This window comes from Dyella humi (genome assembly GCF_044904605.1).
Taxonomy (GTDB): Bacteria; Pseudomonadota; Gammaproteobacteria; order Xanthomonadales; family Rhodanobacteraceae; genus Dyella_B; species Dyella_B humi.
Genome location: NZ_JADIKI010000021.1, coordinates 606,088 through 632,806, shown reverse-complemented (window position 1 = coordinate 632,806; position 26,719 = coordinate 606,088). Strand labels below are relative to the sequence as shown.

Sequence of the window (26,719 nt, the reverse complement as noted above, 5' to 3'; positions counted from 1 at the left end):
GCGCACTAGTGAATCCGCGCCAGTATCGCCGTGATGTTGTCGCTGCCGCCGCTTTCCAGCGCGGCGAGCAACAAGTGATCGAGGCATTCCTGCGCCGCCAGATCGCGACGGGCGAGGATCGTTTCGATGCGGCTGTCATTCACTTCTTCGGTAAGCCCATCGCTGCACACCAGAAAGCTCACGCCGGATTCGAGCCGGCCCTTCGCCATGCTGATATGCAACTGCTCAAGCGCGGTGATACCCAAGGCCTGCGTGAGGATATTGCGCTGCGGATGGCGCTTGGCCTGCGCCTCATCGATCGCCCCGGCTTCGACCAGGCGCTGCACTAGCGAATGATCGTGGCTGATCTGCCGCAAGCCGTCCTTCCATTGATAGATGCGGCTGTCGCCCACCCAAGCCACTTCGTAGTCCTGCTCAGAAAAACGGATGGCGGCGACAGTAGTACCCATCGGCAGGGCGTCGTCATAGCGTTGCGCATGTTCCAGCAGTCGTGAGGCAGCGCCGTGCACGGCTTCCGCCAATGATTTTCCCCTGCGCACCGATTCCGCGATGGCGTCTCGCGCCAGCGCAGAAGCCACCTCACCATGCTGATGTCCACCCATGCCGTCGGCGACCAGGAACAGGCCAAGCGCCGCATCGGCATAGTAGGTGTCTTCGTTGCGCGTGCGGCGCAAACCGACATGGGTTCCGTGTCCGAATTCGATCATGAGCATCCGCCGGGTGGGTGCGCGCAGCATGCCGGATGCTGAGGCGTGGCGCAAAAAATTCTATGTGAAAGATTTACATCGCTATGTGGCGAATCATCCTCTCCACCACTATTAAAACGACCCGAAGGGCGTTAAACGCGCTTTTGACGAATATTGCGAGATATCGGGTGGGATTGTTCGGCCCATCCATGGGCCTCACCCATCCGCGCTGCGCGTTCCGGGGCCAGCCTGCGGCTGTCCAAATTTGTTCCTGACAAATTTGTCGAACCATATGGGTTCTCATCAGGCCACCCCTCTCCGCCACTCACAAAAAAACGCCCACGAGGGGCGTTCTTTTGTGAGTGGCGGAGAGGGTGGGATTCGAACCCACGGTACGCTTACACGTACGCCTGATTTCGAGTCAGGTACATTCGACCACTCTGCCACCTCTCCGAAACGGTGCGTCTTGGTCGCGCGAGCCGGAAATGATACGTGCTGGCAGGGGCTGTGACAACTGGCTTCGGGGTTATTCGGGCCTGGGAGCAGGAGTGCCGTCGAGCCGGGCCGCCAAGCGCTGGGTTCGGGGTAGGTAGTAGTGGTTGGGATCCAGCGACAGCGCCACGTAGCGGGAACGTCCGACGATCTCCTTGCGTGGGAAGAAGCCCAGGTAGCGCGAGTCGAGGCTGTTGTCGCGGTTGTCACCCAGCAGCAGGTACTGGCCGGCCGGCACGACCGCAGGGCCGAAATCGCGCGCTTCGCTTGGGCGGTAGAGCGAAAGGCGGATGAGGTGCTGCATGGCGCCAAATCGCTCGACTTCATAGCGAGCCGGATCTTCAAGATCGTCGTGGATGCCACTGGCGGCAGCGGGTGAGTAGCGGGCAGCGACACCGTTAACGTAGAGCACGTTGTCGCGCATGGCTACTTCGTCGCCGGGGAGGCCGATCACGCGCTTGACCAGTCGCTCGTTGGCGGTATGTGAATCGAGCACGACGATGTCGCCGCGCTGCGGATCGGCCAGGTGGACGAGCGATACATGGGTGAACGGTACGCGGATGTCGTAGGCGGCTTTGTCGACCACAATGCGATCGCCGATTTGGATGGTGGGCTGCATCGAGCCCGTGGGCACCACGTTCCAGTCGGCCAGCGCGCTGCGGAACATCAGCATGCCGAGCATGAAGACGATGAAGCCTTTATTCCTGGATAACAAGGACAACATGTAGCGCATGGCGTACTCCTTGGCCTGCGGGACAGATTCCCGCGAGGAATGGACATCCAGGATGCGGCCAAGTTTCTGACGCCCAAAAACAAACAGGGCGATGTTGCCATCGCCCCGTTACTGCTTATACCGCAGCTTTCTTTTTAGCCAGCCGCAGCCAAGTATCGACCACGGTATCCGGATTGAGCGACACCGATTCGATGCCCTGGTCCATCAGCCATTCGGCCAGGTCCGGATGATCGGACGGACCCTGTCCGCAGATACCCACGTACTTGCCACGCGCACGTGCGGTCTTGATCGCCATCGCCAGCAGCTTCTTTACCGCCGGATCGCGTTCGTCGAACAGATGCGCGACCACGCTGGAATCGCGATCCAGTCCCAGCGTTAGCTGGGTGAGATCGTTAGAGCCGATCGAGAAACCGTCGAAGATATCGAGGAATTCGTCCGCCAGCAGCGCGTTCGACGGCAGCTCGCACATCATGATGATCTTGAGTTCATGCTCACCTTGCTTGAGCCCGTTCTTGGCCAGCACCTCGACCACTTTGCGGCCTTCGCCGAGCGTGCGCACGAACGGAATCATCACCCACACATTGGTGAGCCCCATTACTTCGCGTACGTACTTGACGGCCTTGCATTCCAGACCGAATGATTCGGCGAATCCTGCATCGACGTAGCGACTGGCGCCGCGGTAGCCGATCATCGGATTTTCTTCGTGCGGCTCATAGCGTTGGCCACCAAGCAGGTTGGCGTATTCGTTGGACTTGAAATCCGACAGGCGCACGATTACCGGTTTGGGATACACCGAAGCGGCAATGGTGGCGATGCCTTCGGCAAGGCGATCGACGTAGAAGCTCACCGGATCCTTGTAGCCGGCTATGCGCGCATCGATTCTCGCCTTGGTTTCAGCATCCTGTTTGTTGTATTCCAGCAGCGCCTTCGGATGCACGCCGATGTGGCTGGCGATGATCATTTCCAGGCGCGCCAGGCCGATGCCGGCGTTGGGCAGCATGCCAAAATCGAACGCGCGCTCCGGGTTGGCGACGTTCATCATGATCTTGAGCGGGGCTTCGGGCATGTCGCCGAGGTCGGCGGTGACGCGATCGAACTTAAGCTGGCCTTCGTAGATCGTGCCGGTGTCGCCTTCGGCGCAGGAGACGGTCACGTCATGACCATCTGGAATAGTCTCCAGCGCATTGCCGGTGCCGACCACCGCGGGCACGCCCAGTTCACGCGCGATGATCGCGGCATGACAGGTGCGGCCGCCGCGATTGGTGACGATGGCCGAGGCGCGCTTCATCACCGGCTCCCAATCCGGGTCGGTCATGTCGGCGATCAGCACGTCGCCTTGCTGCACTTTGTTCATATCGGACAGTGAGCGGATCACGCGCGCCTTGCCGCTGCCGATTTTCTGGCCGATGGCACGACCTTCCGCCAGCACCTTGCCTTTTTCGTTGAGATGAAAGCGTTCGAGCTGCGTGGCATGCGCACGCGACTTCACCGTTTCCGGACGTGCTTGCACGATGTATAGCTTGCCAGTGTGGCCGTCCTTCGCCCATTCGATATCCATCGGGCGCTTGTAGTGCTGTTCAATCACCAACGCCTGCTTGGCCAGTTCCTGCACATCCTCATCAGTGATGCAGAAACGGTTGCGGTCGATGGCAGACGTTTCCTCGATGCGCACGCGCTCCCCCGGTTTATCCGAATACACCATGCGCTGCTGCTTGGCGCCCAGGCTGCGGCGCAATACGGCAGGTTTGCCAGCTTTCAGCGTGGGCTTGAACACGTAGAACTCATCCGGATTTACCGCGCCTTGCACCACCATTTCGCCGAGGCCGTAGCTGCCGGTGACGAAGACCACCTCGCGAAAGCCGGATTCGGTGTCGAGCGTGAACAGCACGCCGGACGCGCCAACATCGGAGCGCACCATCAACTGCACGCCGGCGGAGAGGAACACGTCTTCGTGCTTGAAACCCTGATGCACGCGGTAGGCGATAGCGCGGTCGTTGTAGAGCGAGGCGAAGACTTCCTTCACCTTGTGCAAGACATCGTCGATGCCGACCACGTTGAGGAAGGTTTCCTGCTGGCCAGCGAACGAAGCATCCGGCAGATCTTCGGCGGTAGCGGAGGAACGCACAGCCACCGCGATGTTCTCGGCGCCTGCGTCCTTGCACAGCTTGACGTAGGCGTCGCGGATAGCTTGCTCGAGTTCGGCGGGCAGGGCGGTGTCGACGATCCAGCCGCGGATTTCCTTGCCGCCTTTGACCAATTCATCCACGTCGTCGACGTCCAGCGTGGCCAGGCGATCGGCAATGCGCTTGGACAGACCGCTTTTTTCGAGGTACTGCTGGAATGCATCCGCAGTGGTGGCGAAGCCGCCGGGTACCGACACCCCAAGTTGGGCGAGATTGCCGATCATTTCGCCAAGCGACGCATTCTTGCCGCCGACTTTGCCAAGGTCTGTCATGCGCAATTGGTCAAGCCAAAGCACCAGATCGTTCAAGGGAGTCTCCTCAAGAGCTCAATGGAAAAGCGGGGGCGGCGCGGGGACAAAACCGGCTGCGCAAGACTGGTATTGTCCGCTGTCGATGGTGCGCGGCACAAGAAGACCATTGCCGTCGCGCGCCGCGCCACCTGCATACCAGTCAGGCCAAAGTCAAACAAAGACACGGCTTCATGCATGGGTTATGGTGCAAAGCAAGGATCCGGATAGCCCACGGAATACGCATGCAACGCTCAGTTTTTTTCATTTCCGATTCCACTGGTATTACGGCCGAGACGATCGGGAACAGCATTCTTGCCCAGTTCGAAGGGGTGCAGTTCGAAAAGCATCGCCTGCCGTTCATCGACAATGCGCAGAAAGCGGAGAATGCCGCGCTGCGCATCAAGACGCGGTATGCGCAAAGCGGGCAACGGCCTATCGTGGTCAACACCATGGCTGATCCGGCGCTGTGCGAGATCGTGGCTACCAGCGGCGCGCTGATGCTGGACGTATTCGCGCCGTTCATCGGTCCGCTTGAAGATGAGTTGGGTACGCGCCATTCCGGCGCGGTGAACCGTTCTCACGGCTTGGTGGATTTCGCCAAATACGAGGCGCGCATCAACGCCACCAACTACGCGCTCAGCCATGACGACGGACTGTCGGTGGATTACGCGCAGGCGGACCTGATCCTGATCGGCGTGTCGCGCTCAGGCAAAACGCCCACCTGTCTGTACATGGCCTTGCATTACGGTGTGTGTGCCGCCAATTACCCTCTGACCGAGGAGGATCTGGAAAAGCTCGAGCTCCCGGCGCGCCTGCGCCCTTACAAGCATCGCCTGTTCGGCCTCACCATCGAACCCCAGCGCCTGGCGCAGATTCGCGAAGAGCGACGCCCGGGCAGCCGATATGCGACCCTAAAGCAATGCCGCTGGGAGCTGGAACAGGCCGATCGGTTGATGCGCCAGGGCAGCATTGGATATCTCAACACCACGCACGTTTCGATCGAAGAGATTGCGAGCAAAATCCTCGATCAGTTCGGTATCGAAAAAACCATGTATTGAAGGAGCCACCCCCAACCTTATGAGCGCCGTACTCGACCGCCGCACCGCCTTGCTACCAGGACGCTTCGAGTTCCTGATGGGGTTGTATGCCGAGAACTATCATCGGCTGACGCGCCTGTTCGCGCCGCAGCAGTTGGAGCTGGGCGACTATGTATCGGATGTCGACGATGGCCTGCCGGTGCATTTGGTGCTGCAGGAACGCCACCCGTACACGGTGGAACTGGAGCTCACCTACGGTTTCCTCGATGTCCAGACTGGGCGCCGCGCGCCGTCCGCGCAGTTGCGTATGTACAGCGACGCGCATGTGGCCGAGGCGTTGCATTGCCATCCGGGCCGCCACCTGTGGCAGGTGCTGGGGCCGTTTCCGCCGGCACATTCGGTGTTCCAGCATCGGCTGCAGATGAATAGTTTTCTTACGCGCTGGCTGGAATATCTGGCCGAGCAGGGGCATTCGGCGGGCACGCTGGAACGGGTGCCAAAGTAGCAATCATCGGGAAAGGGAGCCCGGAAAACGGGCAACAAAAAACCCGCAAGACGCGGGCTTCTTGGGTACAAATGGCGGAGCGGACGGGACTCGAACCCGCGACCTCCGGCGTGACAGGCCAGCATTCTAACCGACTGAACTACCGCTCCACGTTGTACAGCTAACCAGCAACCAACCCACTAAATCCATTTCCACTCTGCCCCGATGATCGGGTTGGAGTGGCGTCCCCACGGGGATTCGAACCCCGGTCGCCACCGTGAAAGGGTGATGTCCTAGGCCTCTAGACGATGGGGACGTATGTGTTGGTGGAGCCAGGCGGGATCGAACCGCCGACCTCCTGCATGCCATGCAGGCGCTCTCCCAGCTGAGCTATGGCCCCGCCGCTGGAAGCCAGAAAGAATAGGGTGGGTTCACAAATCCGTCAAGCTCTTTTTGGAAGAAAATTCATCGCCGATGGACACTCGCGCAAGCTGCGTTGTGCGCAGCGTGGTCGCTGCATCAGGTTAAGCTGTGATCGAGACATTTTTCTGAGCGCGGCATGCACGACATCGGCTTCATTCGCGACCTTGCACTGGTGATGCTCGTGGCAGGCGCCACGACGATTCTGTTCCAGCGGTTGCGTCTGCCTGTGCTTCCTGGCTACATCCTCGCCGGCATCGTGATTGGTCCGCATACGCCGGGTGTGCTGGTGGCCGATCCGCGTGCGATCAGCGACATCTCCAACCTGGGCGTCGTGCTGCTGATGTTTACTCTGGGGCTTGAGTTCAGCGTGCGCAAGTTGCGGCAGGTGGGCGGCACCTTATTGCTGATCACAGTGATCGAAGTGGGTTTCATGTTGTGGCTTGGCTATCAGCTTGGGTTGCTGTTCGGCTGGGGTGGACGCAATGCTTTGTTCCTGGGCTCGATCATGGCGCTGTCCTCCACCATGGTGGCGACGCGCGCGTTGATGGAGAACGGTTTTCGCCAATGGCCGTTCGCGCGGTTGGTGATCGGCATGCTGGTGGCCGAAGACATGCTCACCATCGTGCTGCTCACCTTGCTCACCGCGATCGCCATCAGCGGCACGGTGGAAACGGGAACGGCCATCAGCGTGGTGGGACACCTGGGCTTGTTCGTGGTGGCGGGGATGATCGTCGGCCTACTGTTATTGCCGCGGCTGGTGGATTACGTGGCGCGCTTCGATCGCGATGAAACATTGCTGGTAAGCGTGCTCGGCATTTGTTTCGGCACCAGCTTGCTGGCCGCGTGGCTGGGTTTCAGCGTGGCGCTTGGCGCGTTTCTGGCTGGCGCGGTGGTAGCTGAGGCTCGCAGCGCGGCGCGCGTGGTGCATTTGGTCGAACCGTTGCGGGATATGTTCGCGGCGCTGTTCTTCGTGGCGATCGGCTTGAAGATCGACCCGTCCCAACTTGTGCATTACGCGCTGCCCGCGGTGTGTATTGCATTGACCGTCATGCTCGGCAAGAGCGTGATCTGCAGCGTGGGGATGTTCTTGATCGGGCACGATCTGCGCACGTCGTTGCGCGCCGGCTTGTGCATGGCGCAGATAGGTGAGTTTTCGTTTGTGATCGCCACGCTCGGTCTCACGCTGCGCGCGGTGGATGATTTCATCTATCCGACCGCAGTGGCGGCTGCCTTGATTTGCATGGTGGCTTCGCCGTATCTCCTTCGTTCGGCGGATCTGTTCGCGCGGATAGGAAAGCACGTGATTCCGCGGCCGCTGCGATTGCTGATCAGCAGCTACAGCGGCTGGCTGGAAAATCTTCGGCCCGTCAATGAAAACGCTGTGCTGGCGCAGATGTTTCGCCGGTTGCTGTGGCATATCGCGGTGAACATTGCACTGGTGGTGACGCTGTTCGTGATCGGCGCTTATGTGAACGCGCACAACACGGCCTGGTTCGAGCGCTGGGGCCTCAGCCGCGACATGCGCCACTCGGTGATCTGGGCGTGCGCATTGTTTCTGTCATTGCCATTGTTGATCGCGGTCTATCGCAAAGCCGAAGCATTGGGAATGCTGCTGGCGGAGCTGGGCATACGCGAACGTTTCGCCGGGTCGTATACGCAGGCGATCCGGCAGGTTCTTGCGAAATTGATTCCGCTGACCACGCTGCTGGTGCTGGCGTTGCTGGTGGGTGTCCTGGGTTCGACGATCTTGCCGCCGCGCGGTGTAGCGCTTTCTCTTGTTGCAGTGTGCGTGCTGTTCGCAGTGATTTTGTGGCGTGGTCTGGTCAAGGTCCATGCAAGGTTGCAGGCTGCGCTGCGGGAGACGCTGGAAAAGCCTTCATCTCCTCCTAACGAATCAAGCTGAATGAGGATCGGTGCACAATTACGCGCCTGAACTTTTCGCAGTACCGGGGGTCAACCTTGAATCGTCGTTGCCAAGACCGAACTGGACACCGCACAATGCGGGGCCAGCCTCCATGTTGGGGGGAGGTCCGGCTCGGCACGCCGGCATATCCATGACTAGGGAGTACTAAATGAAGCATTTTCTGCGACCCACGCTGACGGCGGCTGCGCTGGCCGTTGTGCTGGGCATGACCGCTGGCGCGCAGGCCCAGACGTCCAGCGCTGGCAGCACGAGCACCACCGGTACGGTTGACAAGATCAAGGCCAGCACCGTGGTCGGCTATGAGCTGGCTGGTTCCGTGCCGCCGATCATGCGTGACGCCGTGGATCCGGCGACCGTGGCCAAGGCCGTTCAGGACGCGCTTTCCGGCAAGAAGCCGCCGATGAGCGAGCAGGAATTCAATTCCACCGCCCAGGCCTTCGAAGCGCAGCTGCGCAACAAGGCCAAGACCGAGTTCGATGCGGCCTCCGCCAAGAACAAGTCTGAAGGCGACGCCTTCCTCGCCAAGAACAAGAGCGCTGCGGGCGTGAAGACCACTGCTTCCGGTCTGCAGTATCAGGTGATCAGCCAGGGCACCGGCGCCCGTCCGGGTCCGAACGACACCGTGAAGGTGAACTACAAGGGCACCTTCGTGAATGGCGAAGTGTTCGACAGTTCCGAGAAGAACAATCCGCCGGGACCGACCTCGATTCCGCTGGCTCGCGTGATCCCGGGCTTCCGCGAAGGTCTGCAGCTGATGCAGGTGGGCGGCCACTACAAGTTCTTCATTGCGCCGAACCTTGCTTATGGTGCGGAACCGAACCGTCCGTTCCCGCCGAACGCTACGCTGATCTTCGACGTCACCTTGGTGAGCACCGGCCCGACACCGGCTGGCGCTGCGCAGGGCGGCGCTGGCGGCGCTCCGCAGGGTGGCGGTGGCGGCAGCGACGGTCAGTAATCGTCGCGATAGAAAGAGCTTTGCATGAACGGGGCGCGAATGATTCGCGCCCCGTTCGCTTTGCAGAGCCACAAACGCCTGTGTCGTTGACATAGGCGTTTCTTTTGGGGCTGTTAGAATCCTCGCCCCCCAACAAGGCGTTGATCCCCTACGATGAAAGTCACCATTTTTGGTACCGGCTATGTGGGCCTGGTCACCGGAGCCTGCCTGGCCGAGATGGGCAACCACGTCGTTTGCGTAGATATCGATGACAACAAAGTAGGGCGACTGAGTCGCGGCGAGATCCCTATCTTCGAACCGGGCCTCGAGCCGATCGTTCGGCGCAATCATGCCAATGGGCAGCTTGAATTCACCACAGATGCCGCGCAGTCCATCGCACACGCGCAGATCATTTTTATTGCCGTAGGCACGCCGCCGGACGAGGATGGCAGCGCTGACCTGCAGTACGTACTGAGTGTGGCCCGATCCATCGGGCAGCACCTGGATCGCTATGCGGTGATCGTCAACAAATCCACCGTTCCGGTCGGCACGGCCGATCGCGTGCGCGAAGCGGTGGCGGCGGAGCTGTCGGCGCGCGGCGTTGAGATCGATTTCGACGTGGCTTCCAATCCCGAATTTCTGAAAGAAGGCGACGCGGTCGAAGATTGCCTGCGCCCCGATCGCATCGTGATGGGCAGTTCGAGCGCGCGCGCTATTGCCCTGCTGCGCAAGCTCTATGCGCCTTTCAATCGCAATCACGATCGCACCGTGGTGATGGACGTGCGTTCGGCCGAACTCACGAAATACGCGGCCAACGCCATGTTGGCGACCAAGATCAGCTTCATGAACGAGATCGCCAACATCGCCGAGCGCGTGGGCGCGGACGTGGAGCTCGTACGCCAGGGCATCGGCTCGGATCCTCGCATCGGCTACCACTTCATCTATCCCGGTGCCGGCTATGGCGGCTCCTGCTTCCCAAAGGACGTGCAGGCGCTGGAGCGCACCGCGCGCACGGTGGGCTACGACGCACGCCTGCTCGGTGCGGTGGAGGCGGTCAATCACGACCAGAAGATCAAGCTGTTCGACTTCATCCAGCGCTACTTCAACGGCGACGTGCGCGGACGTACGATCGCCCTATGGGGGCTGGCCTTCAAGCCCAACACCGACGACATGCGCGAGGCCTCCAGTCGTCGGCTGATCGAAGCGCTATGGGAAGCCGGGGCCAAAGTGCGCGCGTTCGATCCAGAGGCACGTGAGGAAACGCGCCGCCTGTATGGCGAACGCAGCGACCTGGTGCTCTGCGACAGCGCCTATCAGACGCTGGACGGCGCCGATGTGCTCGCAATCGTCACGGAGTGGAAAGCCTTCCGCAGTCCGGACTTCGCCCGCATTCGCGCGATGCTCAGGGAGCCGGCGATTTTCGACGGGCGTAATCTATACGAGCCGTCCGTGGTGGAAGAGGCAGGCCTGGCTTACTACGGTATCGGACGTGGACGCAGCGTGGCGCGTCCGGAGTGATCATGAGCAGCGCCGAAGAACGTCTTACGGAACTGGAAGTTCGGCTCGCTTTTATCGATGATGCCGTCCAGGCACTGGTGGCGGCCGATGCGGAGCAATCCTTGCGCATCGCGACGCTGGAGCGCCTGGTGCGCGATATGCGCAACGAATTGGAAACTGTGCGGCTGGGGCAGGACCCTGATTCGCACAGCGAACCGCCACCGCCCCATTACTAAAAACGCATTACGCTATACCGGATTCGATCATGGCCGATTCACTGCGAGATCAGCTCTTAAAGAGCGGCATCGTCAAGCAACTTAAGGACGAGAAACGTCCGCAACAAACCGCTCCCAGGCCGCACGCTTCACCCGCCAAGGGCAAGCCGCCGCACAAGCCGAAGCCCGCGCGTAGCGACGGCGAAATCGATTTGGCCAAGGCCTACGCCATCCGCGCGCAGAAGGACGCCGAAGAACGCAAGCGCGTCGAGCAGGAAGCGGCCGAGCAGGCGCGCCTGAAGCGCGAGCGCAAAGCGAACGTGCAGAAGCTGCTCGAAGGCCAACTGCTCAACAAGGCCGATGCCGATCAGGTGCGCCACTTCGAATACGGCGGCAAGATTCGCCGCGTGTACGTGGATGCTGCGCAACTCGCCGACCTCAACGCCGGCAAGCTGGGTGTCGTGCAAAACGGCGGCCGTTATCTGTTGGTACCGCAGGCCGTGGCGGAGCAGATACGCGAGCTCGATCCGCACTTGGTGGCGTTGCTGGTGGATCCGGCAGCGGCGGGTGTGGATGACGATGGCATACCGGATGATTTGATGTGGTGAGTTGTCGGTAAGACGCTCTGGAAGGTTTATGCCACTGCTTCAATTCGAAGCGCGTGTCATTCCGGCGAAGGCCGGAATCCAGTTTGAATAACGTCGTGCGAAGCACACAAAACCAACTCTATGTTGAGTGCTTAGCACTGCTCATTTGTACTGGATTCCGGCCTTCGCCGGAATGACGGTGAGGAAGTGGAAGGTGGCGCTGCAAAGTTCGGGCTGACGAAAGAACTTATTCGGCAGCCGCTACCTCGAATTCCACCTGCTGCCTCAACGCAGGATGCTCCCAGCCGTTCTTCGGCAGGAAGCGCTCGCCATGCTGCTTCGCCAGCGTTTCGAGTTTCTGGCGAATCTTCTCGGCGCCTTCGCTGCGCACGTATTGAATCGGGCCACCGCGGAACGGCGCAAACCCTGTGCCGAAAATCACGCCCGCATCGAGTAGGTCGGCATCATCCACCACGTCATCGCCAAGGCAGGCGACGGCTTCGTTCACCATGGCGAGGATCATGCGATCTTGCAGATCCGGCGGCGGCGTGTAGTCAGGATCCACTTGCGGCTTCTGCGGCTTTCCGTCCTGCCAGGTGTACAAGCCTTGGCCGTCCTTCTTGCCGCGTTTGCCGGCTTCGAGTTTTTCTTCCAGTCCTGGTGGCAGTTCCAGGCCCAGGAACGGCGCCAGCTCCTTGCCGACTGAAGCGCAGACGTCCAGGCCCACGGTGTCGGCCAGTTCGATCGGCCCCATCGGCATGCCGAAGGATTTGGCCTCCTTGTCGAGCACCGGTCCCGGCACGCCTTCGTTGTAAAGGCGCAGCGCTTCCAGCAAGTACGGCATCAGGATGCGGTTTACCAGGAAACCCGGCGTGCCTTTCACCGCCACCGGTAGTTTGCCGATCGCCTTGCAGAAGGCCATGGCGCGTTTCTCGACTGCAGGATCGAGCCGGTCGTGACGCACCACTTCTACCAGCGGCATCTGTGCCACCGGGTTGAAGAAATGCAGGCCCAGGAAATGCTGCGGCGCCTTTAATCCCTTGCGCAGTTCGTCGAGTGGAATCGACGACGTGTTGCTAGCCAGGATTCCATTGCTTTGGCTCAGCTGGGGCTCGATCGTGGCGTACAGCGCTTCCTTCGCTTCCGGATTTTCGAAGATCGCCTCGATGGCGAGATCGGCGTGCGCCACCCCGGCGCCTTCTACGTCCGCGCGCAGGCGTCGGCTGGTTTCTTCCACTTTTTCAGGCGTTTTGAGCTTTTTCTCGTACAACGTGCGAGCGCGATCCAGCGCAGGCTGGATGAATTTCATCTCGCGATCCTGCAGCGTCACGTCGAAACCTTTGAACGCCGCCCACGCGGCAATATCGCCACCCATCACGCCTGCGCCCACGACGTGCACGTGACGAATGGCCGCATCGACGCCGCTACCTTGGCCTTTCAGGCGTTCTTGCAGGAAGAAGATGCGGATGAGATTACGCGCGGTGGAGGTTTCCGCCAGCTTGGCAACCGAGCGTGCTTCGAGCTTCAAGCGTTGCTGGATATTGCTACCACCGCGCTTCCACACATCGATCAGCGCGAAGGGCGCGGGGTAGTGCTCCTTGCGCACCTTCGCGGCGGTCTGCTTGATCACCATAGGCGCGAGGATCTGGCGCACCAGCCAGGTGTTGGTCGCCCAGGCCGTTGCACGTTGCGCGAACGGACGTGCGTGAGGATGGCGCAGCAGGGCGCGTGCCTCCGCCATCAGTTCGTCGGGACGCGCCAGCCGGTCGACCACGCCCAGGGCCTTAGCCTTGCGGGCGGAAAGCGCCTTGCCAGTCAGCATCACGGGTAGCGCTTCCGTTGCGCCGATCAGGCGCGGCAAGCGGGCCGATCCACCCCAGCCGGGATGGATGCCCAGCATCACTTCCGGCAACCCGATGCGGGTCTTCTCGTCATCGGCGGCGATGCGCTGCCGGCAGGCAAGGATCAGCTCGGTACCGCCGCCCATGCAGGCGCCCTGCACCACGGCCACCGTGGGACAGGGCAGGCGCGCCAGCGCTTCGAACACGCGCTGGCCGTTCTCGATGTTCTCCAGCACGGTGCCTTGCCGGGCGTATTCGACGAACTCTTTGACATCCGCACCAACCGCAAAGCCGTTCGATTTGGCCGAATGGATGATTACCCCGGTCGGCTTCTCGATGGCCAGTCGTTCCACGATCTGCCCCAGCTCGTCCAGCACCTCGCGGGAAATCGCGTTGACGCTGCTGTGGGCGCGGTCCAGGGTGAGGGTAACGATGCCGCTGTCGTCCAGGCTCGTTTTCCAGTGATTGAAGCGCAATCCTTCGAACATGGGGATAGGGGATGGCTTGGGAGAGGTTCACCATACCGTCCCGCAGCGATGATTGCGAGACGTACCATTCGGGCCGGTATGCCGGATGGATCACGCCTCGGCGCTTGGGCTATTGCGCTTCGCGTGCGACCGCGTAACGTACGAGTTGCGACAACTTCCCTTTGGGCGGTATGACTTCCCTGATGGCCCCCGCGCCGCTTGCCGGCAGCGATATCTACGAGCGCATCCTGACCGCACCCGGTGGGCTGGTCGTGCTTGAGCACGTCGACAGTGCGGCCCTGATAGAACAATTTCGCGCCATTGCACGCCTCAACGGGCAGTCGGTCTACGTCTGGCGGCCTGACGTTGGAATGGAAAACCTGCGCGAGGCGCACGCGCTCATTCCTGGTTCGCAGCGCGTGGGCAACGCTTTGCGCTATATCCAGCAAAGCATCCATTTCGGCGTCTACCTGCTTGCCCCGTTTCCCTTGCCGCTTGTGCCGACGGACAGCGCTCTGCTGCGGCAAATGGCTCGCGCGCCGGCCGGGCATGTGCGGCGGGTGGTGCTGTTGGATGCGCCTGCAGCGCTGGTTTCCAGTATCGACGACGTCGCCGTGCACCTGGGTGGCGCGGCGGATCCGGTCCAGCGTCCGCGCCTGCGTGATGGACGCTGGTTGCTGTGACCGCGGTCGCTTTTCAGGCAGGCATTCTGCTGGTGGCGTCCCAGCGCGAACTTCGTCGCGCGCTGTTCGATGTGCTCGATCGCGAAGGCCACCCGATGATCCATTCCGCGCGCGATACCACGCACGCGGCCATCCTGCTGGAAGGACGCGAGCCGCTGGCCTTGATCGTCGTGGTGTTCGAAGGCGATGGACGTTCCAGTGCCACGCTGTGCGAACAGCTGCGCCTGCTGCCTCCGTGCGTAGATGCGCCCATTATTGCCGTGTTGGTGGACGACGCCACGATCAAGCCCACGCAGCTGCCTGCGGCCATCGATGGCTGGCTGTACGCCTCCCAGATCGGCACGGAACTGATCGCCCGCTGGGAGCAATTGCACAGCCGAAAGCACATGCCAGCTGTGGAGCCCGCTGCGCGCACGCCGCAGGTGCCGTCGCTGGCCGCCGTGCCGGTTGCCGCCAACGACTATCGCTTCGTGTTTGAGGATGGCGATGGCGACTGGCTCATCGTCGATCCGGCTGCCGAGCGCGTGGTGGAAGCCAACCCCGCTTACGTAAGGCACAGCGGTCTGGCCAATAGCCTTTTGACTGGTACGCCGCTGTCCGAAGTATTGATCTTCGAAACCGTCGGCCTGGAAAAAGCCCTGTTCGACCTGGACCGGCGCTGGCTGGCATGTCGGCGCAAATCGGTGCGCGGGCACGATACCGGCGAAGCGAATCTGCGTCGCGTGCGCCACAACGGACGCGACATGGTGGCATTGCTGTTCCGCAGCGCCAGCGCCAGCGTGCGCCCAGGGGCCGCTTTGGCGGTGCTGGCGCGCCTGTTAACCGGTACGCACGATGATGCGAGTGTGCCGGAAGCAGCGCGGCTGCTGATGGATGACATGGAACTGGATTACCTCGCCGTGTGGTCTGCGCGTCCGGAGGAAAGCAGTGTGCCTGCACAGATCGTGCAGCGCTGGCGTGGCGAGGAGCAGATATGGCCGGGGCCGCAGTTGCAGAGTTCGCTGCGCTTGGTGCTCAGCGGCCGCACGCTGATGCATCCGAACGACGCCCGCCGACTGGCGGACGTCGACCCGCTGATTGGCTTGCTGGGCCTGCGCGGATTCGTCGGCCTGCCTTTGCTGGACGAACGGCGCAGCGTGTTGGGCGCTCTGTTGGCAGGCAGCCGTCATCCATTCAGCGAACCGGGCATCGTAGAACCCGTGCTGCATTGCGTTGCCGCGCATTTCGCGCATATGCTCGAACTGCGGCGCACGCGCGAGCAGGGACGTGCGGAAGGCTTGCTGGATGCGCTCACGGGTTTGCCCAATCGCCTGCTGTTCAACGATCGCCTGGATACAATCATTCGCGAAGCAAATCGCACCGGCGAAACCTTCGCCGTGCTGTTCGTGGACCTGGACCGCTTCAAGTTCATCAACGACACGCTTGGTCATGCGGTGGGCGATCAAGTGCTAGTCGCCGTCACGCAACGGCTGCGCAGCAGCGTGCGCGCATCCGACACCGTGGCGCGTTACGCGGGCGACGAATTCACCATCGTGCTGCGCCACATCGTGAAGACCGACGACGTGCTACGCGTCGCGGAAAAAATCGTGCAATTGATGGAAGCGCCGCTGCATCTGGAAGATGGTCCGGAACTACAGGTGACCGCATCCATCGGCGTGAGCTTCTTCCCGGAAGATGCGCTCGATGCCGAAACGCTGCTCAAGCATGCGGACGAAGCGATGTACGCGGCCAAGAGCAAGGGTCGCAACAATTATCGCGTCTACGACGTCAGCCCCGCGCAGGAGCAGCAGAACGCCGCCTTGAAAGCGCGGCTGCGTCATGCCGAAGGCAACGGCGAACTGCGGGTGTTCTACCAGCCGCAGATCAATGCGCAGAGCGAAGACATCGTCGGCATGGAGGCGCTGCTGCGCTGGGAGCATCCGGAGCTGGGCAACATCGGCCCCGGCTTCTTCATTCCCCTGGCGGAGGAAACCGGGCTGATCGTATCGATTGGCGAATGGGTACTGCGCACCGCCTGCAAGCAGGCCAAGGAGTGGGACGACCGTTTCGGCTTGCGCCTGCGGCTGGGCGTGAATCTCTCGGCGGTGCAGCTCATGCAGCCGGACTTGCCCGAAGTGGTGGCGGACGTACTGGAAGAAACCGGGCTCGATCCGGGTCTGCTCGAGCTGGAAGTCACCGAGAGCATCAGCATTAAGGCCGCGCCCAACCTGATGGAAAACATGCAGCGGCTACACAAATTGGGCTGCCACATCGCGATCGATGACTTCGGCACTGGCGCCGCCTCACTAGACTACCTGCGTAAGCTGCCCGCCGACCGCATCAAAATCGACCAGAGCTTCGTGCGCAACATCGGCGTCGATCCGGACGACGAGGCGATCGTGCGTGCCACCATCGAAATGGCGCATCGCCTGAAGCGCGGGGTGGTGGCCGAAGGCGTGGAGATCGAGCAGCACCTGCAGTTCCTGCGCGCCAATCACTGTGATGAGTTGCAGGGTTACCTGTTCTGCCGGCCCTTGCCGCAGACCAGCTTCGAGCGCCTGCTGGGCGAACGCGAGCGGCTCTTATCCGGACAGGGCCTCTCTGCGGTTCCGGCATAACCGCGTATGCCTGCTTGAGCCACATCTGGCCGGCCCTATCTTAAAATGCTGATGGACACAGCTCCCGCGTGCTGAACTTGCAGGCGCGGAGCGGGTCAGAGCAGCTCACCCATCCGACGGACGACATCCCGGTATGGTCCAGTGACGAAGGAGAGGGCCCGGATGGGCGACAACGAAACCGATAGTGCGCTGGTTGAGCGTGTACAAAATGGGGACAAGCGCGCTTTCGACCTGCTGGTGCGCAAGTACCAGAACAAGGTCATCGGCCTCATTTCCCGCTACGTGCACAACGCGGCCGAATGTGAGGATGTCGCCCAGGAGGCTTTCATTAGGGCCTGGCGGGCGATTGGCTCATTTCGCGGCGAGAGTGCTTTCTATACTTGGATGTACAAAATTGCCGTGAACACGGCCAAGAACCACTTAGTGGCGATGGGGCGCCGGCCGCCGACCGACGACATTGCGATCGAGGATGCTGTGTATGTACCGGGCGCCGACCGTATGCAGGAAGGGGCCACACCCGAACGCGAATTAATGCGCCAGGAAATTGAACAAACAGTGTTCGCCACTGTCCAAGCCTTGCCCGAGGAGCTGCGGACGGCCATCACCTTGCGTGAAGTGGAAGGCCTCAGCTACGAAGAGATTGCCGAGGCCATGGGCTGCCCGATCGGAACGGTGCGTTCGCGCATCTTCCGGGCACGCGAGGCGATCGATGAAAAGCTGCGGCCATTGCTTTCAGACCGCGAGGATCGAATGTCATGAGTGAAGCAAACATGGAAAATCTTTCCGCGGCCATGGACGGTGAGCTGTCCAGGGAGGAACTGCGCTTCTTGCTGCGCAGGCTCGACCACGATGCTTCGCTGCAGCATGCCTGGGCGCGCTACCACGTGGTGGGTGACAGTCTGCGTCGTCAGCTACCAACGGTGACCGGCGACGGCTTCGCGGCGCGCGTCATGGCCGCGATCGAAGGCGAGCAGGTGGCCAAGGCACCGAAACGGGATTGGCTGCGGCTGTCCCTGGGCGGCGCGATTGCCGCTAGCGTCGCGGTAGCGGCACTGATGGTGTCGCAGCCGACCGCTCCCGATTCCGAGCGGCCGGCCCGACTTGCGGCCAACGGTAGTGCCAAAGCATCCCCGGGCGCGCGTACCGTTGCCTCGCTCGCCGCGGCCAACGCCATCCGCACTAGCAACGACGTGCTGGCCGCCGTGCCACCGTCTTTGAGCCCTTATTCGGCTTCGGCATTGAGCCAGCGCGCTTCCGTCACGCTCGGCGATGCGGCCGACAATCCGTTGTTTCAGCGCTATCCCAGTCAGACGTATTCCATTCATGGCTACAAGGCGCTGAACAACCAAGATGGCAGCTATCTGCTGTTGATCGATACGCCTCAGGCCCGGCCTGCCGTACAAGGCGCGCGTTAAATAGCCTATGAAGCGGTGAGCGTTACCGCTCACCGCTTCCGTGCGCTGGCCGCCTAGGCCTTTCGCTTTCTTCATTGTTCCCCTCCCTCCCGTTCCACCCTTTGAGCCCTGGAGCGTGAAGAGGGGCGTCTAGAACCCGAGGAGGAGTCATGAGTTATTCCCGTCTCGTCAAGAGCCGTCTTTTCAGTGGTCTGCTGGGCTGTGCCTTAGGGCTGGGTGTCATCGCGCCGAGCGTCACGGCGTGGGCACAGGCTGTCCCAACGGTTGGTGGCCTGCCTGATTTCACCGGTATCGTCGAGAAAAACGCCCCTGCCGTGGTCCACGTGGAAGCTAAGTATTCCGGCCGCCGGCCGAAGAGCGCCGGCGGCGTACCGCTGCAAGGTATCGATCCTGGTCAGGCGGAAATCTTCCGCCGCTTCTTCGGCATGCCGATGATGCCGTCACCGGAAGAGCAGGCACGCACTTCGCTGGGTTCGGGCTTCATCATTTCCAGTGACGGTTACATCCTCACCAACAACCATGTGGTCGATCACGCCGACGTCGTGACCGTACGCCTGCAGGATCGCCGCACACTCACCGCAAAGGTGGTCGGCACCGATCCCACTTATGACATTGCGCTGCTGAAGGTCGACGCAGGCGGCGGTCTGCCAACGGTGACCATTGGCGAGTCGCGCTTGCTCAAGCCCGGCCAGTGGGTGCTCGCGATCGGCTCACCGTTCGGTTTCGACTACACCGTGACGCAAGGCATCGTGAGCGCGGTGGGACGCAGCCTCGGTGCCGGAGATCAGCCCAGCACTTCTTTCATCCAGACCGATGTACCAATTAATCGTGGTAACTCGGGCGGCCCCCTGTTCAATCTGCAAGGGCAAGTGGTCGGCGTGAATTCGCAGATCTATTCGGACACCGGCGGCTACCAGGGTGTTGCGTTCTCGATTCCGATCGATCTGGCGATGAACGTGGTCGACCAGCTCAAGACCAAGGGCTATGTCACGCGCGGCATGCTGGGCGTGGAGATCAAGCCGGTCGACGAAGATGTAGTGAAGGCGCTGAAGCTCGATAGCGCGAAAGGTGCGATCGTGGTCAGCGTGACGCCTGACAGCGCAGCGCAGAAGGCCGGCCTGCAATCGGGCGACGTGATCCTTTCCTACAACGATCACGACATCGTGCAGGGTACGGACCTGCCGCCGTTGGTCGCCATGACGAAGCCGGGTAGCTCGGTGCCGATCAAGATCATGCGCGACGGCAAGGAAAAGACCATCGATGCCACCATCGGCACCATGCCGCGCGATCAGAGCGCCCGTTCTGCGCTGGGCAAGGCTGCGCCGAGTACTGGATCCGATGCGCTCGGCCTGAGTGTGGAAAACATTGATTCGACTGCGCGCGGCCAGCTCGGCCTGAAGGCGGGCGAGGGCGTAGCCATTGCCAACGTCACCGGTCCGGTGGCCTCACAGGCCGGTTTGCAGCCGGGCGATGTGATCCTGATGGTCAATCAGAAGAAGGTGGGCAGCGTCGAAGCTTTCCGCGCTGCCACAGCAGGCGTGAAGCCGGGCGACACCATGCTGCTGCTGGTGCGGCGCGGCGATGCCAACAACTTCATAGCGCTGACCATTCCCAGCGACAAGAACGATTGATCTGCTGCATGAAGACCCGCCCGCACCGGCGGGTCTTCTTTATGTGGGTCAACGGCGTCCTGGGCCGGCGTTCTCAAACCATGCGATAATGACCGGCTAATATCGCCATCCCGGCGATAGCCGGCCTTTTGCATCGCGCGAGGCGGGAAGTTGACAGCGTGCCCATGGAACTGATCCGCAATTTCTCCATCATCGCTCATATCGATCACGGCAAATCCACGCTTGCCGACCGCATCATCCAGATTTGCGGCGGGTTGGCCGAGCGCGAGATGGAGGCCCAGGTGCTGGACAGCAATCCGATCGAGCGGGAGCGCGGCATCACCATCAAGGCTCAGTCTGTGTCGCTGCCGTACACGGCGCGGAACGGCAAGACCTACCAACTCAACTTCATCGATACGCCCGGTCACGTCGACTTTTCCTATGAAGTAAGCCGTTCGCTAGCTGCTTGCGAAGGCGCGTTGCTGGTGGTGGACGCCGCCCAGGGCGTGGAAGCGCAATCGGTAGCCAACTGCTACACGGCAGTGGAGCAGGGGCTGGAAGTGGTGCCGGTGCTCAACAAGATCGATCTGCCCACCGCCGATCCAGAAAAAGTGAAGGGCGAAATCGAGGCCGTGATCGGCATCGACGCCACCGACGCTGTCGCAGTCAGCGCCAAGACCGGCCAGAACGTGGTGGAAGTGCTCGAAGCCATCGTCGCGCGCATTCCCCCGCCGAAGCCGCGCGATACCGATCGTCTGCAGGCGCTGATCATCGATTCCTGGTTCGACAACTATCTCGGTGTGGTGTCGCTGGTACGCGTGATGCAGGGCGAGATCAAGCCTGGCGACAAGCTGCTGGTGATGTCCACCGGCCGCTCGCACGAAGTGAGCGAAGTGGGCGTGTTCACGCCCAAGCGCAAGAAGCTGGACAAGCTCTCTGCCGGTGAAGTGGGCTGGATCACCGCCTCCATCAAGGACGTGCACGGCGCGCCGGTGGGCGATACGCTCACTCTGGCTGGCAAGCCAGCGTCGCATCCGCTGCCCGGTTTCCAAACCATGCAGCCGCGCGTGTTCGCCGGCCTGTTTCCAGTTGCGGCCGACGATTACCCCGCACTGCGCGAAGCGCTCGACAAACTGCGTCTCAACGACGCCGCGCTGTTCTTCGAGCCGGAAAGCTCCGAGGCGATGGGCTTCGGCTTTCGTTGCGGCTTCCTTGGCATGCTGCACATGGAAATCGTGCAGGAGCGCCTGGAACGCGAATACGATCTGAACCTCATCACCACCGCGCCGACGGTGGTGTACGAAGTGCTCAAGAGCGACGGCTCGGTGCTCAAGTTGGACAATCCCGCGCATCTGCCGCCTTCGACGCAGATCGAGGAAATCCGCGAGCCGATCATCGTCGCGAATATCCTCACGCCGCCGGATTACATCGGCAACATCATCACGCTGTGCGAAGAGAAGCGCGGCGTGCAGCGTTCCATCCAGTACCTCGCCACGCAGGTGCAGATCAGCTACGAACTGCCGCTGGCCGAAGTGGTGCTGGATTTCTTCGACAAGCTCAAATCCGTGTCGCGCGGCTACGCCTCCATGGACTACCACCTGGAGCGTTTCGACGCCGGTCCGTTCGTGCGCGTGGATGTGCTCATCAACGGTGATCGCGTGGACGCGCTGAGCTTGATCGTGCATCGCAGCCAGGCCGACCGCCGCGGCCGTGACCTGGTCGAGCGCATGAAGGATCTGATTCCGCGCCAGCAGTTCGACGTGGCGATCCAGGCTGCCGTCGGCGCGCAGGTCATCGCGCGCTCAACGGTGAAGGCGCTGCGCAAGAACGTGCTCGCCAAGTGCTACGGTGGCGACGTCAGCCGCAAGAAGAAACTGCTGGAAAAGCAGAAAGAAGGCAAGAAGCGCATGAAGCAGGTCGGTCGGGTTGAGATTCCGCAGGAAGCCTTCCTTGCCGTGCTCAAAGTGGACAAATAGCGGAGCCAACGCATGGATTTCGATTTTTCGGCCATTCTGCTCGCCCTCACCGTCTTGTTCGGTGTGGTGTGGGGTCTCGATCGCCTGCTTTTCTACAAGCGGCGCAAAGCGCGCTTCGCCGCGTCGAACGAGGAATATCGGGACCCGGCGGCCGTGGATTGGGCCCGCTCGCTGTTCCCGGTGATCTTCGTGGTGCTGCTGCTGCGCTCCTTCGTGGCCGAGCCGTTCCGTATTCCGTCCGGTTCGATGATGCCGACGCTGGACGTAGGCGATTTCATCCTGGTCAACAAGTTTGCCTACGGTCTGCGCTTGCCGGCGTTTAACAACAAGGTGGTCGGCAACGGTGAACCCAAGCGTGGCGACGTGGTGGTGTTCCGCTTTCCCGGTTACATCTGCCAGAACGACAACGGCAAGACAGTGCGCAGCGGCGACATCACCTGCGCCGATCCACATGCGCCGGTGGTCAGCCAGAACTGGATCAAGCGTGTGATTGGTATGCCTGGCGACACGCTTGAAGTGCATGACAGCCAGATTGTGATCAACGGCAAGCCAGTGGTCGATACGGAACTGGGTCCATTCAAGGGCAACCCAGCGCGCCAAGAAGACAACGAGTTGCTGTATTACAACGCCTCGATCTGGAGCGAGCAGCTCGGCCCGGTTAACCATCTCATCGCGCGCATGCCGGCGCGTGGGCCTACGCCGCCGATTCCCAATGCGCGTGTGCCCTCGGTGGTACCGCCGAACTGCTACATCGTGATGGGCGACGACCGTGAAAACAGCGAGGACAGCCGCTGGTGGGGTTGCCTGCCGGAGGAAAACCTGGTCGGCAAGGCCTTCATGATCTGGTTCAGCTGGAAGGGCTGGGGTACCGGTACCGTGGATTTCCACCGCGTCGGCACAGTCATCCATTGAGGCAGGCCGTGTGCTGGCGGAATCGTGAACGTGTCGCTGGCGATGCATGCGCGGACCGGGCAAAGTACGCGCTCATGGGGTTTGAATCCGGAACAGGGGCCGCGCCAGCGGCATAGCGAGGGGACTATGAAATCGAAACAGTCGGGCATCACGCTCATCGGCTTTATTGTGGTGCTGGCGGTAGCAGGCTTCTTTGCCTACATGGCGATGAAGCTGGTACCGGCATATTCCGAATATGCGGGCGTGGTCAAGGCCATGAACCAGATGGCCACCGAAGGAGTGGACGGCAAAACTTTGGACCAGGTTCGACGTGAACTGATAAGAAAGCTCGACTTCCAGTACGTGGACGACGCGACGATCAGTCCCAGTGACATCACCATGGGGCAGGGCGCCAGCGGCAATGAGCTGCGCGTGAGCTATGACAAGGAAGTTCCCTTCATGTACAACATCGATTTCCTGATCCATTTCCAAAAGAGCGTGCCCGTGCAGGGCAATGTTGCTCCAGCACAATAGCAGTGGAATTGCCTTATCACTTTCGCGACCCCTCGCTGGCCGCGCTCGCCCTGACCCATCGCAGCGCGGGCAAACCCAATAACGAGCGTCTGGAATTTCTCGGCGATGCCCTGCTCGGGGCGATCATCGCCGAGATGCTCTACGAAACCCATCCCAAGGCCGCCGAAGGCGACATGTCGCGCTTGCGCGCGCAACTGGTGAACGGGCAGGCGCTGGCCGTCGTGGCGCGTGAATTGGAACTAGGCGAACAGCTGAAGCTCGGTTCCGGGGAGCTCAAGAGTGGCGGCTTCCGGCGCGATTCCATCCTGGCCGACGCCTTCGAGGCTCTGGTCGCAGCGGTCTACCTGGATGGCGGTTTCGACGCCTGCCGGACGGTCGTGCGCACGCTGTTCGCCGATCGTGTGGCGGCCTTGCCGCGCGCCTCCAAGGATGCTAAGACCCGGCTGCAGGAATGGCTGCAGGCGCAAGGCTGGCCGTTGCCGCAGTACGAACTGGTGGCAGCCGAAGGTGAGGAGCACGCGCGCACCTTCGAGGTGAGCTGTGTGATCAGCGAGCCGGTAGCCGTGGCCGCCTCCGGGCGCGGCAGCAGCCGGAGGCTGGCCGAGCAGGATGCCGCCGAGGTCGTGCTGGCCCGCCTGGCGGGTGCCCAGGAAGAACAGTGACCCACGCGGCCGCACAGCGGCCGCTTCTCCCAAACAAACGTGATGTTTCGACATGGCGCCGATGCCACCCATGGTGGCGTTTGCGAGCGCGCAGCGCCATGCTTATACCCGACTACGAAGAGTACCCGCGCACATGAACGACGAACGCGACGACAACGTCGAAAACGAACTGCCGCATCCGGATTTCCGCTGCGGCGTCGTGGCGCTGGTGGGCCGGCCGAATGTCGGCAAGTCGACCTTGCTCAATGCGTTGATCGGTTTTCGCCTGTCCATCGTCAGCCCGCGACCGCAGACCACGCGCCATCGCATCCTCGGCATCGCCACCAGCGAGGCCGGGCAGATTCTTTACGTGGATACACCGGGCCTACATCGCGGCGCCAAGCGGGCGATGAACCGCAGCCTCAACCGCGCCGTGCATTCGGCGCTCAGCGAAGTGGAATTGGCCGTACAAGTGATCGAGGCCGGACGCTGGACGGATGAGGACGAAGCGCTCTACGAAGCGCTTGGCGACCAGAGCATTCCTCGCCTGCTGGCGATCAACAAGGTCGACCTTAGCAAGGACAAAGCCGCGCTACTGCCCTTTGTCGCCGATCTCACCGGAAAACACAGCTTCGATGCCGTGCATTACGTCAGCGCGCTCAAGAACAAGGGCCTGGATGTGCTCACGCAAGATATTCTTGCGCGCCTGCCAGTACGCGCGCCGGCGTTCGGCGAGGACGAGATCACCGATCGCAGCGAGCGCTTCCTCGCCGCAGAAATGGTGCGTGAGCAGCTGATGCTGCGCCTCAATCAGGAACTGCCGTACGCCACCACGGTGGAGATCGAGCAGTTCAAGGACCGCCCCGACGGCGTGGCGGAAATCCACGCAGTGATCTGGGTGGAGCGCGATGGCCAGAAAGCCATCGTCATCGGCCAGGGCGGCGAACAACTGAAAGCCATCGGCACGGCGGCGCGCCGTCACATGGAGCGCATGTTCGAACGCAAGGTCTTCCTGCGGCTATGGGTGAAGGTGCGCGAAGGCTGGGCGGATGACGAATCGATGTTGAAGCAGTTTGGTTATACCGATTAGCGATCACTGGCGCGACACATCGAATAGCTGAGCCGTCATGCTCATCGAGCAACAGCCTGCCTACGTCTTGCATTCGCGCCCCTACCGCGAAACATCTTTGCTGCTCGAATGCCTGACGCGCGATCATGGCCGTCTCGGCGTTGTTGCGCGCGGCGTACGCAGCCAGCGTGGCCGATTGCAGCGTTCGCAACTGGAACCGTTTCAACCATTGGCGTTGGATCTGCAATTGCGCGGCGAATTGGCAACGTTGCGCAGCGCCGAATCCACCACATCGCCGCTTCGCTTGTCAGGTGATGCGGGCTTGGCCGGTCTATATGTCAACGAACTGGTGGTACGGCTAACCGAGCGGCAGGATCCGCATCCGGCGCTTTATCACGCCTACGCACAAACGCTTGCACGCTTGGTGGAAGGAACATCCTTGGCGTGGCATTTGCGACGCTTCGAGCGTGATTTGCTGGGCGCGCTTGGCTACGCCTTGCAGCTCGACGTAGATGCGGATACCGGCGAGCCTTTGCAGTCCGACGTGCTGTATGCGTATCGCGCCGAACACGGCGCCGTGCGTTGCAGCCCAAACGAGCCACACGCCTTGCGCGGGGATGATCTGCTGGCACTGTTCGAAGATCGCACACCTGACGCACAAGGACTGCATGCCTTGCGCGGCATGATGCGCGAATTGATCCGCTTCCATCTCGGCGGCGTCGAACTGCGTGCATGGCGCGTGTTGCGCGGTGCGCTTACGCGCCGTTGACGTGCAGCGCTTCGATCGTCTGCTGCACCGAGCGGCGGAAATCCGCCAGCGGCAGCATGGCTCCGCGATGTTCCAGTTTCAGATGACGCTGCAGCGCCACGATGTGTTCGGACAGCGACGCGGCACCGCAGAATCCGCACGATGAGCGCAGCTTGTGCAGGCGCGCTTCCAATGCCTTGGTATCGGTGCTCAGGTCGTCCAGCTCCTGGCAGATGGCCAGCAGTTCCTGCCGCAGCAAACCGCGCAGCGCCTGGACCACCGCCGGCGTGCCGCTGGTGTTCAAGGCCACGCCATCGTCCAGCACCGGCAGGTTGCGGCGGCCGGCCGTGGCCAGTGCCAGCAGATTGCGCAGATCCCGCAGTGAGCAAGGCTTGGGCAGCACGGCATGAAAGCCAGCCGCGAGCAGGGTTTGCTGCGCCTCGGCATCCAGCTCCGCGCTGCTGGCGACGGCAGGGCTCCAGACCGAACCCGCTTCCGGGCTATTGCGCAAATGGGTGAGGATCTCCACCGCGCCGGCATCGGGCATCCGGCAATCCAGCACCAGCAAATCGAAGGTTTCGTTCTGCGTCAGCGCTTGTGCTTCGTTACCGGTGGCGGCGAGTGCAACGCGGGCACCGAACTGGCGAAAGGCATCGCCGAGAAAGCAGCGCGTGGGCGCGTCGTCGTCGGCCACCAGCACATAAGGTTCGGTAGTGGAAGCGGGCAGGGCATCAGTGGATGGGTACGGCATGGTTCCGTGTC

At 61.7% G+C, this 26,719-nt stretch carries 23 protein-coding genes and 4 tRNA genes; 18 read left to right on the top strand and 9 right to left on the bottom strand.

Annotation, left to right across the window (positions count from 1 at the left end):
- Positions 1 to 5: 5 nt before the first annotated feature.
- The 4 genes from ISP18_RS03360 to ppsA all read right to left on the bottom strand — a co-directional run bounded on the left by ISP18_RS03360 (position 6) and on the right by ppsA (position 4,402).
- Positions 6 to 707, bottom strand: a complete 702-nt coding sequence (locus tag ISP18_RS03360) for a PP2C family protein-serine/threonine phosphatase (protein ID WP_380017013.1) — start codon at positions 705 to 707, stop codon at positions 6 to 8.
- A 342-nt stretch (positions 708 to 1,049) separates the two neighbouring features.
- Positions 1,050 to 1,139: transfer RNA gene (locus ISP18_RS03355), tRNA-Ser, on the bottom strand.
- 73 nt (positions 1,140 to 1,212) lie between these two features.
- Positions 1,213 to 1,911: a signal peptidase I gene (gene lepB, locus ISP18_RS03350; protein ID WP_380017011.1), complete on the bottom strand. Its 699-nt coding sequence runs from the start codon at positions 1,909 to 1,911 to the stop codon at positions 1,213 to 1,215.
- Positions 1,912 to 2,026: 115 nt separating this feature from the next.
- Entirely contained in the window at positions 2,027 to 4,402 is a 2,376-nt protein-coding gene (ppsA, locus tag ISP18_RS03345; RefSeq protein ID WP_380017009.1) for a phosphoenolpyruvate synthase, read from the bottom strand.
- 224 nt (positions 4,403 to 4,626) lie between these two features.
- Here ppsA and ppsR point away from each other — a divergent pair, with 224 nt between their 5' ends.
- Both ppsR and ISP18_RS03335 read left to right on the top strand, forming a co-directional pair.
- Positions 4,627 to 5,442, top strand: a complete 816-nt coding sequence (gene ppsR, locus ISP18_RS03340) for a posphoenolpyruvate synthetase regulatory kinase/phosphorylase PpsR (protein ID WP_380017007.1) — start codon at positions 4,627 to 4,629, stop codon at positions 5,440 to 5,442.
- 19 nt (positions 5,443 to 5,461) lie between these two features.
- Complete coding sequence (locus ISP18_RS03335) at positions 5,462 to 5,926, top strand: DUF1249 domain-containing protein (RefSeq protein ID WP_380017005.1); 465 nt, start codon at positions 5,462 to 5,464, stop codon at positions 5,924 to 5,926.
- Positions 5,927 to 5,998: 72 nt separating this feature from the next.
- On the opposite strand, the gene ISP18_RS03330 is transcribed toward ISP18_RS03335, so the two are convergent.
- From ISP18_RS03330 to ISP18_RS03320, 3 genes are all read right to left on the bottom strand, one after another.
- Positions 5,999 to 6,075 (bottom strand) — tRNA-Asp (locus ISP18_RS03330).
- Positions 6,076 to 6,145: 70 nt separating this feature from the next.
- A tRNA-Glu gene (locus ISP18_RS03325) sits at positions 6,146 to 6,221 on the bottom strand.
- An 8-nt stretch (positions 6,222 to 6,229) separates the two neighbouring features.
- Positions 6,230 to 6,305 (bottom strand) — tRNA-Ala (locus ISP18_RS03320).
- A gap of 159 nt (positions 6,306 to 6,464) precedes the next feature.
- Here ISP18_RS03320 and ISP18_RS03315 point away from each other — a divergent pair.
- The 5 genes from ISP18_RS03315 to ISP18_RS03295 all read left to right on the top strand — a co-directional run bounded on the left by ISP18_RS03315 (position 6,465) and on the right by ISP18_RS03295 (position 11,506).
- Complete coding sequence (locus tag ISP18_RS03315) at positions 6,465 to 8,231, top strand: cation:proton antiporter (RefSeq protein ID WP_380017003.1); 1,767 nt, start codon at positions 6,465 to 6,467, stop codon at positions 8,229 to 8,231.
- Between the two features lie 169 nt (positions 8,232 to 8,400).
- Positions 8,401 to 9,207 carry an FKBP-type peptidyl-prolyl cis-trans isomerase gene (locus ISP18_RS03310; protein WP_380017001.1) on the top strand — a complete coding sequence of 269 codons (807 nt, stop codon included), beginning with the start codon at positions 8,401 to 8,403 and terminating at the stop codon, positions 9,205 to 9,207.
- Positions 9,208 to 9,360: 153 nt separating this feature from the next.
- Positions 9,361 to 10,704, top strand: coding sequence for a UDP-glucose dehydrogenase family protein (locus ISP18_RS03305; protein WP_380016999.1), 1,344 nt, complete (start codon positions 9,361 to 9,363; stop codon positions 10,702 to 10,704).
- Positions 10,705 to 10,706: 2 nt separating this feature from the next.
- The gene (locus ISP18_RS03300) at positions 10,707 to 10,919 is read left to right on the top strand and encodes a SlyX family protein (RefSeq protein WP_380016997.1); all 213 of its coding nucleotides are present in this window, start codon (positions 10,707 to 10,709) and stop codon (positions 10,917 to 10,919) included.
- A 29-nt stretch (positions 10,920 to 10,948) separates the two neighbouring features.
- Positions 10,949 to 11,506: a DUF2058 domain-containing protein gene (locus tag ISP18_RS03295; RefSeq protein ID WP_380016995.1), complete on the top strand. Its 558-nt coding sequence runs from the start codon at positions 10,949 to 10,951 to the stop codon at positions 11,504 to 11,506.
- 226 nt (positions 11,507 to 11,732) lie between these two features.
- Here ISP18_RS03295 and ISP18_RS03290 read toward each other — a convergent pair whose 3' ends face one another.
- Positions 11,733 to 13,814 carry a 3-hydroxyacyl-CoA dehydrogenase NAD-binding domain-containing protein gene (locus ISP18_RS03290; RefSeq protein WP_380016993.1) on the bottom strand — a complete coding sequence of 694 codons (2,082 nt, stop codon included), beginning with the start codon at positions 13,812 to 13,814 and terminating at the stop codon, positions 11,733 to 11,735.
- A 170-nt stretch (positions 13,815 to 13,984) separates the two neighbouring features.
- Between ISP18_RS03290 and ISP18_RS03285 the strand changes: the two genes are divergently transcribed.
- The 11 genes from ISP18_RS03285 to recO all read left to right on the top strand — a co-directional run bounded on the left by ISP18_RS03285 (position 13,985) and on the right by recO (position 25,978).
- The gene (locus ISP18_RS03285; RefSeq protein WP_380016991.1) at positions 13,985 to 14,476 is read left to right on the top strand and encodes a hypothetical protein; all 492 of its coding nucleotides are present in this window, start codon (positions 13,985 to 13,987) and stop codon (positions 14,474 to 14,476) included.
- Positions 14,473 to 17,073 carry a putative bifunctional diguanylate cyclase/phosphodiesterase gene (locus ISP18_RS03280; protein ID WP_380016989.1) on the top strand — a complete coding sequence of 867 codons (2,601 nt, stop codon included), beginning with the start codon at positions 14,473 to 14,475 and terminating at the stop codon, positions 17,071 to 17,073. The genes ISP18_RS03285 and ISP18_RS03280 overlap by 4 nt, the downstream gene beginning before the upstream one ends.
- Positions 17,074 to 17,235: 162 nt before the next feature.
- Complete coding sequence (gene rpoE, locus ISP18_RS03275; RefSeq protein WP_380016987.1) at positions 17,236 to 17,832, top strand: RNA polymerase sigma factor RpoE; 597 nt, start codon at positions 17,236 to 17,238, stop codon at positions 17,830 to 17,832.
- Positions 17,829 to 18,488, top strand: coding sequence for a sigma-E factor negative regulatory protein (locus ISP18_RS03270; protein WP_380016985.1), 660 nt, complete (start codon positions 17,829 to 17,831; stop codon positions 18,486 to 18,488). The genes rpoE and ISP18_RS03270 overlap by 4 nt, the downstream gene beginning before the upstream one ends.
- Before the next feature lie 149 nt (positions 18,489 to 18,637).
- Complete coding sequence (locus ISP18_RS03265) at positions 18,638 to 20,119, top strand: DegQ family serine endoprotease (protein WP_380016983.1); 1,482 nt, start codon at positions 18,638 to 18,640, stop codon at positions 20,117 to 20,119.
- 164 nt (positions 20,120 to 20,283) lie between these two features.
- Positions 20,284 to 22,074: a translation elongation factor 4 gene (gene lepA / locus ISP18_RS03260; protein ID WP_380017608.1), complete on the top strand. Its 1,791-nt coding sequence runs from the start codon at positions 20,284 to 20,286 to the stop codon at positions 22,072 to 22,074.
- 12 nt (positions 22,075 to 22,086) lie between these two features.
- A complete protein-coding gene (gene lepB, locus ISP18_RS03255) occupies positions 22,087 to 22,986 on the top strand; it encodes a signal peptidase I (RefSeq protein WP_380016981.1) in 900 nt (299 codons plus the stop codon).
- 24 nt (positions 22,987 to 23,010) lie between these two features.
- Positions 23,011 to 23,499, top strand: coding sequence for a DUF4845 domain-containing protein (locus tag ISP18_RS03250; protein WP_380016979.1), 489 nt, complete (start codon positions 23,011 to 23,013; stop codon positions 23,497 to 23,499).
- A gap of 2 nt (positions 23,500 to 23,501) precedes the next feature.
- Positions 23,502 to 24,161, top strand: a complete 660-nt coding sequence (rnc, locus tag ISP18_RS03245) for a ribonuclease III (RefSeq protein ID WP_380016977.1) — start codon at positions 23,502 to 23,504, stop codon at positions 24,159 to 24,161.
- 133 nt (positions 24,162 to 24,294) lie between these two features.
- On the top strand, positions 24,295 to 25,230 hold the full coding sequence (era, locus tag ISP18_RS03240; protein ID WP_380016975.1) for a GTPase Era: 936 nt from the start codon (positions 24,295 to 24,297) through the stop codon (positions 25,228 to 25,230).
- A gap of 37 nt (positions 25,231 to 25,267) precedes the next feature.
- A complete protein-coding gene (gene recO / locus ISP18_RS03235) occupies positions 25,268 to 25,978 on the top strand; it encodes a DNA repair protein RecO (protein ID WP_380016973.1) in 711 nt (236 codons plus the stop codon).
- Here recO and ISP18_RS03230 read toward each other — a convergent pair.
- A complete protein-coding gene (locus ISP18_RS03230) occupies positions 25,965 to 26,708 on the bottom strand; it encodes a response regulator (RefSeq protein ID WP_380016971.1) in 744 nt (247 codons plus the stop codon). The two genes, recO and ISP18_RS03230, sit on opposite strands and share 14 nt — an antisense overlap.
- Positions 26,709 to 26,719 lie beyond the last annotated feature (11 nt).